Source organism: Rhodococcus sp. MEB032 (assembly GCF_030208925.1).
GTDB lineage: Bacteria > Actinomycetota > Actinomycetes > Mycobacteriales > Mycobacteriaceae > Rhodococcus_F > Rhodococcus_F qingshengii.
In genome coordinates, this window is record NZ_JARVSY010000034.1 from 93,539 (window position 1) to 106,521 (window position 12,983).

The window sequence follows — 12,983 nt, forward strand, 5'->3', positions numbered from 1 at the left end:
CTCATGTCTGATTTCAACCCATGGGCATCAAACTTGCGGCGCCAACTTGCGGCAGACCAGCAGTTTGCTGATTACTGTGTCTGTGGGCAGACGCGACTCCGAAATAGGGTGGACGCACTGGTTGACACGGCAACGTCCAATTACGGAAGAATTGCTGAGTCGGACGTCCGATTCAATTGCGTCGTGGGAGCGGGAGGTAAGTGATGCCAGTCCTGTCGCTTCTGCAACCCCGCCAGAGAGAAAGACTGACGCCCGCCCAACGTGATGACGTAACTCGTGAGCAGATAGCCGTCACCTTCGGCGTGCTGCCATGGGCCGCTGCCGTCCACCTCGTCGTCACACTCGGGCTGACGTTGTATGTAATTCCCCCGGACGGCGGACCGCTGCCGCGTGTGTGGCCATTGCTGTCCGGCGTGATCGGGTTGGTGGGGATGTGCGTGGGTCTCGCCATTCATTTCAACCTGATCACACCCACGTACCGGATGTCCTACGCGTTTCTCATCGTCGAATTTGCTGTAGTCGGGATCCTGTATTCCTCGCTCGCCCTGGTCCTGTACCCGATCCTGGACGATTCCGGCGATCTGATCCTGATAGCGGTCACCACATCGATCACCGGTGCCGGAGCCGTGGCCACCGCGATGTTGCGAGTGGTGGGGGTCACCTGGGTCCTGTCCAATCTGATAATCCTCGGGGTGGCATTCTGGCTTCAGCCGGGACCCGAGTTCGAACGAATTCTCATTGGAATGATCGCCTATGGCGCGGCTCTGATCGGCGGCACGATAGTGGTCTCGGGCAACCTGGAATCTCGCTATCGAGCTGAATTGAGCGCCGCGTCGGAACGATCGGTCGTGCAGATGCTTCTCGAAGACTTCGAAGGCAACGCCGGGGACTTCGTGTGGGAGACGGACCAGAAAGGCAAGTTCAACCGAATCCCGACGCGGCTCGCGGTCGAAGCGGGGCTGGACTCCACCGAGTTGCAGGGAACGGCGTGGCAGGACCTGTTCATGGAGTTGGGCACCCTACGGATCCCCGGCGGGATCGATGCGCTCATGGAGTTGCAGCAGGCCCGCCACACGAAGACCGCATTCGTCGACGTGCTCGTTCCGGTCCGAGTTCACGGTGAAATTCGGTGGTGGCAGATCTCCGGACGCCCGCGCCCCGGCCGTACACCCGACGAGTTCGTCTGGCGAGGAGTCGGTTCCGACGTCACGGAAGTAAAACTGCAGAGTGACGAGATCGTGCGGATGGGTCGTGTGGACGCACTCACCGGTATGCCGAACCGGCACAGCTTCTGGACCGAGCTCGAGCGACTGCTGCGCGAGCCGTACACAAGCGAAAGTGGTCTCGCGTTGGCCATGCTCGACCTCGACAACTTCAAGTCGGTCAACGACACACTGGGACACACCGTTGGCGACGCGGTTCTGCGAGAGGTCGCGGATCGCCTGTCCGAAGCCGGCGGGGTGTCACAGTTGTTCGCACGTCTGGGGGGAGACGAGTTCGCGGTTCTTTTCACCGATGTGGGTGACAGCTCACAAGTTCGTACTCTGCTCGGCCGCTACATCGAAACTCTGCACGAGCCGATCACAGTGGCTGGTACGCGGTTGGAGATCGGATGCAGCATCGGGTACTACCTCCCCGACGAGCTGCCGTCCTCCGCCGACGAGATGATGGGCGCTGCGGACCTGGCTTTGTTCGCGGCAAAGGAATCCGGGCGCGGGGCCGTACGTGAATATCGAGACTCGATGAAGTCCGTGGCCGATCGGCGGGCCCGCCTGCTCGAAGATCTGGGAAACACTGTCGCGGAGAAGGACCTCGAACTCGAGCTGTTGCCCAGGATCGACGTGGTTTCCCGCGAGATCGTGGCCGTGGAAGTCCGCGTGATCTGGCACAACGCCCGCCTCGGTGCCGTTACGTCCGCCGAATTCATGAGCGTCGCAGACGACACCGGTTTGGCGTACTCACTGGGGACTACCGTCTTCGAGTTGGCCTGCGAGGCGGCGTCCCGCCTTCCTGATCACCTGCGGGTAGCCGTCGCGGTATCGACGCGTCAGCTCGAATCGGATTCCTTTGTCGTCGCGATAGGGGATTCGCTTCGACGATCAGGTGTCAGTGCACATCAGCTCGAGCTCCAACTCAACGAATCATCGGCGATCACCGACGAGTCCAAGTTTGCGTTGCACGCCATCGCGGACATGGGAATCGCGCTGACCGTGGACGAGTTCGGCGCCGGATTCTCCTCGCTCGCATCACTGTCCGGCCTTCCGTTCACCCGAGTCCGGATAGAACGCTCCATTTCGGGTGCAGTGCCTGGTGGGCGGTCGATCCTCGAAGCTGTCGTGGATCTGGTCGACGCGTTGGGAATGGAGGTCGTCGTCTCGGGAGTCGACGGTGAGGAGGACTTGAAGTCCGTGGCCGCTGCAAGGGTGAGGACTGTTCAGGGATACATCGCCGGCGGAGCCATGTCGGTCGACGCGGTCGCAGCGGCGGTAGCAGGCCGACGTGGATGACCCGGCAGTACTCCGTAGGCGTCGCGTCGGGACGTCGGTGCGCAAACTCGGTCGCAGCGGCACGGAACAACACCTCTCGGATTACGATCGCCGTCGCCTACTCGATCGACGACTGCGGTTCACCGCGCGCGTACTGCCGTGGTCGTTTCTGACCGCGGCGGTTGCCTTGTCAGCGATCGTGGTGCTTCTGCCGGTGGATGCCGGATGGTTCACCTTCGCCTGGTCGAGCGTCATGCTGTTGTCGAGCGCTGGATTCAGTGTGTATTGGCTCCGGCGCTCGCGTCTCGGCGTCTCCGAGTCCCAGACCACCGAACTGGTGGTACTCACAGTCGAAATCATTGTCTGGGGAGTGCTCCTGGCGTGCTTGGCTCTCGTTCTCTTCCCGATGCTCGATCCTCGTGACGAGTTGGTACTGAGCTCGACCTTGATCGGTGGGATCGCGGTCGGCGTGTTTCCCACCATGATGTTTCGCGGAATCACTGTGGTCTGGATCAGCCTGGTGGGAGTCGGGTTGGCCGGGGCGTTCTGGACGGAACCGGGCACATCGCGTTTCGTGCTGATCGGGGTGCTGGTCGTCTTTGTAGGTTCGCTCTACAGCGGAACTTTGCTGTTGGCCAAACTTTTCGAGAGACGGCTACGCGCCGAACTCATAGCCGAGGACGAACGAGATCTCGTCGAGTTGTTGCTCAACGATCTCGAAGACGGAGCACAGGATTGGCTCTGGGAGACCGATTCGCGCGGTATCGCCAGTACCGTGTCGTATCGATTCGCCGAGCAGGTCGGTTTGCCGGCAGCACAGATTCGGGGCCGCACAATGCACGAGATCCTGATCGGGATCGGCGCGTCCCGAACAGATGTGGGCAGGAAGTCCCTTGATCTCCTCGCCGCGAATTTTCAAGCCGGGACGGCGTTTCGGGACCTCACCATGCAGGTCGTCGTTCGGGGCGATACTCGCTGGTGGTCGATGTCAGGTCACCCGGGCAGTGGCGATGGGGCGACCTACGGGTGGCGCGGTGTCGGATCCGATATCACGCACTCGTATCACCAGCGCCAGAATATCTTGCGATTGGCAGAGATCGATTCGTTGACCGGTCTCAGAAATCGGTACAGCTTCAACGCTCAACTGTCTTCGCGGATTCGGGACGGACACAGGGTGTGGCTGGCAATTCTGGATCTGGACAACTTCAAGTCGATCAACGACCGGTTGGGACACCACATCGGAGACGACGTGCTTCGCGATGTTGCCGGCAGACTGCACAGCGTTCTGCGATCGAACGAGATCTGTGGCCGACTGGGGGGTGACGAGTTCGCCATCGCCTTCGACGACCTAGCCTTCGACGACATCGGGAGTGCAGATGAGGTGGAGAAGAGATTCCAAACGATTCTCGACTCATTCGAACGACCATTTTCACTGGTCGGCAACCAGATTCGCATTCGTGCCAGTCTGGGGTACGGCTCGATGCCCGACGACGCCGACAGCCTCGAAGACCTGGTGATTGTCGCGGACCTCGCGCTTTACCACGCAAAGGAGAGCGGTCGGAACCAGATTCGCGCCTTCGATGCGACTTTGCGGGATCGTGCGACGGGTAGGGCCAGGGCATTGTTGGATCTTCGTCGTGCGTTGATCGACGAAGAGTTCGAGTTGGTTTATCAGCCACAGGTCTCGGCCGCGACTGGAGTTGTTGTCGGGTTCGAGGCTCTGCTGCGGTGGAACCATCCGACTTCAGGTCTCGTCTCGCCGGGAGACTTCATTTCGGTCGCCGAGGAAACCGGCTTGATCGTGCCGATCGGTGCAGGTGTTCTGAGGGCTGCCTGCACGGCGGCGACAACGTGGCCGGAGGACATTCGGGTTGCCGTCAATGTTTCTCAGGTGCAACTGCGTTCGAGTCGATACGTCGACTCGGTACGCCGGACACTGATCGAGGTGAACCTCCACCCCAGCCGACTCGAGATCGAGGTGACCGAATCGTTGGTCATCGACGACGCCGACCGAGATGTGTTGGTACAGCTCTCGGCGCTCGGCATCGCCATTGCGATGGACGACTTCGGCACCGGGTTCTCCTCGGTTGCCAGCTTGGCCCGGCTGCCGCTCGATCGGTTGAAGATCGATCGGGCGTTCGTCGCACCGCTGGACGCGGATCCCTCGAATTCGAGGTTCGCTGTCTTGCGAGCCGTCATCGCGATTGCCAAGTCTCTGGGGCTGGACACCGTCGCCGAGGGCGTGGAGACGGAGAGGCAGCGCGCGATAGTGACCGAGTGCGGATGTGACGTGATCCAGGGGTACCTCGAGGGAATGCCGATACGGGCAGCCGAGATTCCGCACTATTTGAATGGGCGACTCGGCGGTTCGAGCAGGTGGGGTGTCGCGGCTACCACTGAGTGAGAACTTTGCGCCCGTTTTGCCGTTCGATGTGTGACGGTACGCCGAAGTGCTTCACATCGAACTGCAGAAGGGTGTCTTCGTGGTGGTCGGATCGGCGTACTCCCCAGGGCCGATGTTGGTGGGTAAGAAGGCAGTGGTCACAGGCGGTTCCCAGGGAATCGGCGCAGCGATTGTTCGAGCATTTGCATCGCATGGCGCGTCAGTTCTGGTTGTCGACGTGGCTCCTCTTGGCGACGTCGAATTCGACTCGGCTGCAGGTGGTTCGATCAACTATCTCGAGTACGACGTGCGGACGCGGGAAGTCCCCGTCGCGTTGACCGAGTTCGCCCCGGACGTCCTTGTGAACAACGTGGGTCATTTCCTGAACCCGCCGACAGAGTTCACCGGTACGGATCCCGGTTTCTGGTCCGAGGCCGGCAGCATCAATTTCGATCACGTCGTGCGTCTGACCCATGCCCTGCTTCCCGGCATGATCGACCGCGGTTTGGGTGGATCGATCGTGAACCTGACGACGGTGGAGGCGCATCGAGCGATCCCGGGCCACACGATGTACTCGGCATACAAGGCCGCGCTGACACAGTTCACCAGAAGCCTTGGTGTGGAGATCGGTCGAACCGGAGTGCGCGTCAACGCCATTGCCCCGGATCTGATCGAGTCGGTACAGGTGCCGTATCGCACGATCGTTCCTGCCGACGACTGGGACAAGTGGCCGGGGTGGGCACCGTTGGGCGGACCGGGCCAGCCGGTCGACATTGCCGGCCCCGCACTGTTCCTGGCTTCCGACCTGGCGAGATACATCACCGGAACCGTGATCCACGTCGACGGCGGCTCGCACGCTGCCGGAGGCTGGTTCCCCACAGAAGAGGGTGGCTGGACCAACCGGCCCCGAAAGGCTTGACACATGACAACTTTCAGTCTGAACGTTCCCAACTTCGGCACCACTCTCGCGGAGGACTCCTACGCGAAACTCGTGCAGGTCTGTCAGAGCGCGGAAGCTGCGGGCTTCGACCGGGTCCTCGTCACCGATCACGTGGTGATGGGCTCGGACAACTCGGCGTACACGTGGTCGGCGTTCCCCACCGAGCCCGACGCCAACTGGCTCGAGCCGCTGACCGTCCTGGCTTTTGTTGCCGGACAGACGAAGACAATTCGCTTGGGGACCGGAATCGTCATCGCGGCGCTGCGCGGGGGAGCGGTACTGGCCAAGACGGCCGCGACACTCGATCTGCTCTCCGGGGGCCGACTCGACCTTGGCGTCGGAACAGGTTGGCAGGAACGTGAATACGAGGCGGCAGGTATGGACTTCGGTAAAAGGGGACCACTGCTCGACGACGCTCTCGCAGTGTGCCGGGCCCTGTGGAGTTCGGCGCCGGCGAGCATCGACACCCCTCGTCTGAAGTTCGACGACGTGTACTGCGCGCCCCGTCCGGCCGCTGGAATCCCGATCTGGGTGTCCGGTTCGCTCTCCAAGGCCGTTGTACGACGCGTCGCAACCTGGGGTGACGGGTGGATTCCGATCATGGGTGCCGCGGACGAGGACCTACGTGAAGGGATCGACGTCATCGGCAAAGCGATGGCGGATCTCGGACGCGATCCAGCGGAATTGCAGGTCCGTGGGCGACTGACCGTCGTACGCGGGTCCGACGGTTCGATCGACCTCCCGGCGACGATGATCGGCGCCGAGCAGCTGCTCGAATCCGGTGCCACCGATGTGCTGGTCGCGCTGGCGGCAGTAGACCCGGATCCGGATGCGGCGATGGCAGAGTTCGGCGAGCTGGTGGCGGCCTTCGCAAAGGTGACCCGCTGACGATTGCGTCGAGGCGGTAGTTCTATCGTGCGAAGTGTTGTAGTGCAGCCTGATCGAGGAGAGAACACATGACCGAGAGCATCGTCGTGGATACGAGCCTGGAAGCGTTGCTCGACGCCCGGATCAGCTGCCGCGCCTACGAGGACCGTCAGGTGCCACGTGAGGTGATCGAGGAGATCCTTCGGCTGGCGCAGAAGACGCCGTCGTGGTGCAACACGCAACCGTGGCAGGTCGCGATCACCGAAGGGGAGGGCACCGAGCGATTCCGCGCCGGCCTCGGTGAGTACGTGATGGCCAACGCCCAGGAGTCGGACTTCGAGTTCCCGCGCGCGTACCAGGGCATCTACAAGTCGCGGCGGTTCGACTGCGCGATGGCGCTGTATTCGAGCGTCGGAATCGAGCACGGTGACCGCGCCGGATCCGCGGCACAGACGATGAAGAATTTCGAGCTCTTCGGCGCTCCTCACGTCGCGATCATCACCACTGACGAGGCGTTGGGCACCTACGGCGCAGTCGACTGCGGGTTGTACGTGAACAGCTTCCTGCTCGCGGCCCAGAGTCTGGGGGTCGCCACCATTCCGCAGGCGGCGCTCGCGGGCAGCTCCAAGTTCATTCACGAGCATTTCGGTATCGACGACACTCGCAAGGTTGTCTGCGCGATCTCGTTCGGGTACCCCGACACCGACCACCCGGTGAACGGATTCCGCACCGAACGCGAAACCGTCGACAACGTCGTGCAGTGGATGTCGAACTGACAGGGATGTCGAACTGACAGGGATGTCGAACTGATCACCTGCTGGTCGGGGGATTGAGTGTTGCGTAGTTCCACCTGAAAGACTGGTGGCATGTCCGACACACCCGAACTGTTCGATCGTCTGCGCCGATTCCCCGATGTCGAGGCACCCAATCTCTTTGCCGTCGATGCGGCTGATCGTCTGATCCTCGACGAGGCCGCCGACGCTCTTGCCGCGGCACCGGCGGGCACCGTCGTCGTGATCGGCGATCACTACGGTGCGCTGACTGCCGGTGTTGCGCTCGTGCACGGAATCGCCGCCGTGCGCGTTCACCAGGATCCGCTCACCGGAGAGCTGGCCCTCGCGAACAATGCGCGCGAACTCGGATTCAGTGACGCCTTCACCTCGCACGGACTGGACGAGGAGTTGCTCAGCGGCGCCCGCGTCGTGCTTATGCAATTGCCGCGTAGCCTCGCCGAACTTGCCGAGATCGCCCAGCTGATCGCGCTTCACGCCGACCCGGCGGTTCGTGTCTTCGCCGGTGGGCGTGACAAGCACATCACCCCGGCGATGAACAAGGTTCTCGGCGAATCGTTTTCCGACGTCAGCGCCTCGCGTGGGCGTCAGAAGTCCCGCGTACTCAAGGCTTCGGAACCGAAGCCCGATGTTGCTATCACGTTCCCGGTGACCGAACGCCTCGACGAATTCGACCTCGACGTCGTTGCTCACGGCGCAGTGTTTGCCGGTGCGAGCCTGGACATCGGCACCCGGTTGCTCCTCGAGAACCTCGGAAAGATTGCGGTCGATCCGCTGAGTGACGTGATCGATCTGGGTTGTGGCAGCGGCATTCTCGCGGCGGCGATTGCGCGGAAGTTCCCGGACGTGCACGTGATCGCAACGGATCAGTCCTCGGCAGCCGTCGCTTCGGCCCTGGCGACCGCGTCCGCAAATGGCGTCGGCGATCGAGTGAGCGGCCTGCGCGACGACGCCGTGAGTTCGTTGCCCAGTGCGAGCGCGGATCTGGTTCTGTTGAACCCGCCGTTCCACGTCGGCGCGGCGGTCCACACCGGCGGAGCACTCAAGATGTTCGAAGCTGCCGGCCGTGTCCTGCGTCCCGGTGGCGAGTTGTGGACTGTTCACAACGCGCATCTGGGGTACCGCGAACCGTTGAAAGCCGCGGTGGGTCCGAGCGAGGCGATGGCGAAGAACGCGAAGTTCATCGTGATGAAGTCGGTCAAACCGTCCTAGTATCGAAAAGGGACGAGTGTCGACGAGTGTTGATCTTCCGGAAATGCGCCGGGAACTACAACCGAAGCTTCGACGTTGTAAATTACGAGTGCTTTACTTTTAGTCAGGTACACGGACCGTGTCGGAAACTCGGATCCGTCCGGCGAACCCGCGACGCACCCGTCGTAGGCCACCACGATGAAGGGATGATCACGGTGCGCACCACCAGCAACCCGGTGTTCCGCAATCTGCCCAAGCAAGAGGGCAACGGATACGCCTCGTTCGGATCTGCGACGGCGGGCGCCTCGCAGGCAACCCAGCAGTTCGGTCAGCCGCAGTACGCTCCGGCCGAGCCGTACCAGACCGGTCCCACCTCGCGGGCCATGACGATCGACGACGTCGTCACCAAGACGGGCATCACGCTCGGTGTGCTGACGATCTCGGCACTGGTGTCGTACTTCCTGGTCAACAACAACGCCGACCTCGCAGCCCCGCTGGTCATCGGCGGCGGTCTCGTCGGCCTCGTTCTGGTTCTGGTCGCTACGTTCGGCCGCAAGATGGACAACCCGGCAATCGTGTTGGCGTACGCCGTCGCCGAGGGTCTGTTCCTCGGTGCGCTGTCGTTCATGTTCACTGATATTCAATTCGGTGGCGTCGGCGGATCCGCACTGATCGCGCAAGCAGTCCTCGGAACGTTCGGCGTGTTCTTCGGCATGCTGGTCGTCTACAAGACCGGTGCGATCCGGGTGACACCGCGTCTGACGCGAATGATCATCGGCGCATTGATCGGCGTTGTCGTTCTGGCCCTCGGTAACCTCGTCGCGAGCTTCTTCGTCGAGGGCGGACTGGGACTGCGTGACGGCGGAACGCTCGCCATCATCTTCAGCCTCGTCTGCATCGGCATCGCAGCCTTCAGCTTCCTGCTCGACTTCGACGCCGCTGATCAGCTGATCCGCGCACAGGCGCCCGAGAAGGCAGCCTGGGGCGTCGCATTCGGCCTCACCGTCACCTTGGTCTGGCTGTACGTCGAGATCCTGCGTCTGCTGAGCTACTTCAACAACGACTAGTTCTCGAGTCGATCCGTAACACGAAGAAGGGCCCCGCGAGGGGCCCTTCTTTTGTCGTCTGTGGACGGTTACGGTGCTTGGATACCTAGCAACTGCTTGGTTTGGAACGAAGGGGAGCGAATGTCGACAAACACCTCTGAACCCATCCTGGTCGCGGATGCCGGAGCAGTGCGAACGCTGACCTTCAATAATCCGAGTCGCCTGAACGCATTTGATGCAGCCGGTTTTCGAGCGTTCACCAAAGCGCTCGACGACGCGGCGTCGGACGAAGCCGTGGCCGTGGTGATCGTCGAGGGCGCAGGCAAGGCATTTTCCAGTGGTGTCGACCTACGCGCACTCGCCGAACCAGGCGCAGACAACGCCGACTTCGGCCACGCATTCGCGCCGCTGATCGTCGCGCTGGTGGAGTTCCCGAAGCCATTGATCGCCGCGGTACACGGCGCTGCCGTCGGCATCGGCCTGACCATGCTGCTTTACTGCGACGTCGTCTACGTTGCCGAGGACGCACGTCTGCGGGCACCGTTCACTTCGCTGGGTACCGCTCCCGAAGCTGCCAGTAGTTGGTTGCTGCCCAAGGTGATCGGAACGCAGCGAGCCGCCGAGCTGATCCTGTCGGCCCGGTGGCTCAGCGGCGTCGAAGCGGCCGCCTACGGACTGGCGACGGCCGCCGTGCCGGCCGACCAGGTACAGGCACGCGCGCGTGAGAGTGCCGAGCAGATTGCCGCCAACGTCGGACCGGCAGTTCTTGCCGCCAAACGACTGCTCCGTCACGGATGGGCGGACGAAGCTCGCGCTGCCGTGCAGCGTGAGGACGACGCTGCGCGAGAGTTGATTCGCGAGTTGGGGAGTTTTGCTCGGAAGTTCACGAATACCTGAAACCCGACCACACGAAAGCGGCCGCCCGGCAGAAGCCGGGCGGCCGCTTTCGACGTGCTCAGGGGATCAGCTGAGGCGCTCGATCACCATTGCCATGCCCTGTCCGCCGCCGACACACATGGTCTCGACGCCGAAGGTCTTGTCCTGCTCCTGCAGGTTGTTGATCAGGGTGTTGGTGATACGGGCACCGGTCATACCGAAGGGGTGACCCAGCGCGATCGCGCCACCGGAGATGTTGAGCTTGTCCTCTTCGATGCCCAGTTCGCGAGCGGATCCGAGGACCTGCACTGCGAATGCCTCGTTGATCTCGAACAGGTCGATGTCGGAGATCGACTTGCCGGCGATCTTCAGGGCGTTCTTGACGGCCTGGATCGGGCCGAGGCCCATGATCTCGGGGGACAGGCCCGAGACGCCGGTGGAGACGATGCGAGCGAGCGGGGTCAGGCCGAGTGCCTTTGCCTTGGTGTCGGACATGATCACCAGTGCGGCTGCGCCGTCGTTGAGCGGGCAGGCATTGCCGGCGGTGACGGTGCCGTCGGGGCGGAAGACGGGCTTGAGGCCGCTGATGCCCTCGTAGGTGGTGCCGGCGCGGGGGCCGTCGTCCTTGGAGACGACGGTGCCGTCGGCGAGCGTGACGGGCGTGATCTCACGCTCGAAGAAGCCGCGCGCGATGGCTTCCTCGGCGCGGTTCTGGCTGCGAACTGCCCAGCGGTCCTGGTCTTCGCGGGTGATGCCGGTGGCCGAAGCGACGTTCTCGGCGGTCTGGCCCATGCCCAGGTACACGTCGGGGATCAGGCCCTCTTCGCGAGGATCGGTCCAGGCGACTCCACCTTCGGCGAGCTTGGCGCTACGGGCCTGCGCTGCGTCGAAGAGCGGGTTCTTGGTGTTGGGGAGGCCGTCGGCGTTGCCGGTGATGAAGCTGGAGACGGACTCGACGCCGGCGGAGATGAAGACGTCGCCCTCGCCTGCGCGGATGGCGTGCAGAGCCATGCGGGTGGTCTGCAGCGAGGAGGAACAGTAACGGTTGACCGTGACACCGGGGAGGAAGTCGTAGCCGAGCTGGACGGCGACGACGCGGGCGATGTTGAAGCCCGACTGACCGGCGGGCTGGCCGCAACCGAGCATGAGGTCGTCGATCTCGGTGGGGTCGAGCTCGGGGATCTTTGCCAACGCGGCGGCAACCATCTGAGTTGCGAGGTCATCCGGGCGGATGTCCTTGAGCGAACCCTTCATTGCGCGGCCGATGGGCGACCGTACTGCTGAGACGATTACTGCCTCGGGCATGAAAACTCCTTTTGTGTACTGCTCGAGGGCGGCTTGAAACGCCGTCGAGCAGGGCAAGTTGAATGCAGCTTCGACTTACAATTTACGTTGCCGCTCCCAGATGGTGGTCACGCAGTCTCACTCAGTTGACGTCGGGGCGCTGAACTGCAGGTTTGGTGCGTCTCGCGAAGGCTTTCCACTGGGTTGCCGCCGCCGTCAGTCGGGCCGCGACGGTGCGGGCTTGCGCCGCCTCTGAAACGTGGGGGAGCTCGGGTAGCGGGCCACCCTGCCATTCACCCAGAGCCGACGCGAGAACCGGGACGATCTGCTTCGCCGCGAGTTCGTATCCGGCCGCGGACGGATGGAAACGGTCGGCCGAGAACATCGTGTCGGGCGAGGCCAGGAATTCCTTGGCCAGCAGGTCGGCCAGTGGAACGGGATGACCCCCGGCGTTTCTGGTCGCGGCCGCCTGGGCGAGTGCGAGGCGATGGCCCCATTCGCGCACCACGGAGCGCAGAGGTTGCGGGATCGCCGTGACCACCCCCAGATCCGGGCAGGTGCCGACAACAACGACGGCGCCGCTCTCGCGTAAGCGTCGAACCGCGTCGCCGACGCGTTTAGCCGACGCGTGAATCGCGTTCTTGGCGGTGACGTCGTTGGCGCCGATCAGGATCACCGCAGCGTCCGGGGGAGGACCGGCGACGAACATGGCGTCGACTTGCCCACTCAACCCGCGGGAGGTGGCGCCCCCGATGGCCTTGGTGCTCAAACGGATTCGCTTCCCGGTTTCACTCGCAAGCAGCTTCGCGACCTGAACACCCGGTACTTCCGAGGCCGTCAGCGCGCCGACGCCGGCCGCAGAGGAATCGCCGAAGATCATCAAGTGGAGATCGAAGGGCACGGCCCGCCACCAGAGTTCCGGGTTGTCGGCGCCGGGTGCGTACACCCCGTCCGCCTCGGGTGGCTTGGCGATATTGCGACCGATCACCCCGCGGGCCGCCCCCGCCTGCGACATCAGATAGTTGTAGCCCAACCAGGAGAGCGTGCCTGCACTCGATCCGGCCACCACCGTGGCCACCGACGCTTTCAGTCCGGTTCGACTCACACTTGCCAATCTAG

General features: G+C 63.0%; 10 protein-coding genes. 8 read left to right on the top strand and 2 right to left on the bottom strand.

The window, feature by feature from the left end:
- Positions 1-203 precede the first annotated feature (203 nt).
- From QRN54_RS27815 to QRN54_RS27850, 8 genes are all read left to right on the top strand, one after another.
- Entirely contained in the window at positions 204-2,507 is a 2,304-nt protein-coding gene (locus QRN54_RS27815) for a putative bifunctional diguanylate cyclase/phosphodiesterase (RefSeq protein ID WP_225320105.1), read from the top strand.
- Entirely contained in the window at positions 2,500-4,890 is a 2,391-nt protein-coding gene (locus QRN54_RS27820) for a putative bifunctional diguanylate cyclase/phosphodiesterase (protein WP_165639610.1), read from the top strand. Before QRN54_RS27815 ends, QRN54_RS27820 begins: the two co-directional genes overlap by 8 nt.
- Before the next feature lie 46 nt (positions 4,891-4,936).
- Positions 4,937-5,788 carry an SDR family NAD(P)-dependent oxidoreductase gene (locus QRN54_RS27825; RefSeq protein ID WP_030536264.1) on the top strand — a complete coding sequence of 284 codons (852 nt, stop codon included), beginning with the start codon at positions 4,937-4,939 and terminating at the stop codon, positions 5,786-5,788.
- A 3-nt stretch (positions 5,789-5,791) separates the two neighbouring features.
- On the top strand, positions 5,792-6,697 hold the full coding sequence (locus QRN54_RS27830; protein WP_158170853.1) for a TIGR03619 family F420-dependent LLM class oxidoreductase: 906 nt from the start codon (positions 5,792-5,794) through the stop codon (positions 6,695-6,697).
- Positions 6,698-6,765: 68 nt separating this feature from the next.
- Positions 6,766-7,452 carry a nitroreductase gene (locus QRN54_RS27835; protein WP_058226024.1) on the top strand — a complete coding sequence of 229 codons (687 nt, stop codon included), beginning with the start codon at positions 6,766-6,768 and terminating at the stop codon, positions 7,450-7,452.
- A gap of 90 nt (positions 7,453-7,542) precedes the next feature.
- Positions 7,543-8,679 (top strand): class I SAM-dependent methyltransferase, encoded by a 1,137-nt coding sequence (locus QRN54_RS27840; RefSeq protein WP_007728811.1) that lies wholly within the window; start codon positions 7,543-7,545, stop codon positions 8,677-8,679.
- 194 nt (positions 8,680-8,873) lie between these two features.
- A complete protein-coding gene (locus QRN54_RS27845) occupies positions 8,874-9,725 on the top strand; it encodes a Bax inhibitor-1/YccA family protein (RefSeq protein WP_283376197.1) in 852 nt (283 codons plus the stop codon).
- 120 nt (positions 9,726-9,845) lie between these two features.
- A complete protein-coding gene (locus QRN54_RS27850) occupies positions 9,846-10,601 on the top strand; it encodes an enoyl-CoA hydratase/isomerase family protein (protein WP_285183518.1) in 756 nt (251 codons plus the stop codon).
- A 66-nt stretch (positions 10,602-10,667) separates the two neighbouring features.
- Here the strand turns inward: QRN54_RS27850 and QRN54_RS27855 are convergent, their stop codons facing one another.
- On the bottom strand, positions 10,668-11,885 hold the full coding sequence (locus QRN54_RS27855) for an acetyl-CoA C-acetyltransferase (protein ID WP_019744600.1): 1,218 nt from the start codon (positions 11,883-11,885) through the stop codon (positions 10,668-10,670).
- A gap of 121 nt (positions 11,886-12,006) precedes the next feature.
- The gene (locus QRN54_RS27860; protein WP_502944077.1) at positions 12,007-12,978 is read right to left on the bottom strand and encodes an SGNH/GDSL hydrolase family protein; all 972 of its coding nucleotides are present in this window, start codon (positions 12,976-12,978) and stop codon (positions 12,007-12,009) included.
- Positions 12,979-12,983: the final 5 nt, after the last annotated feature.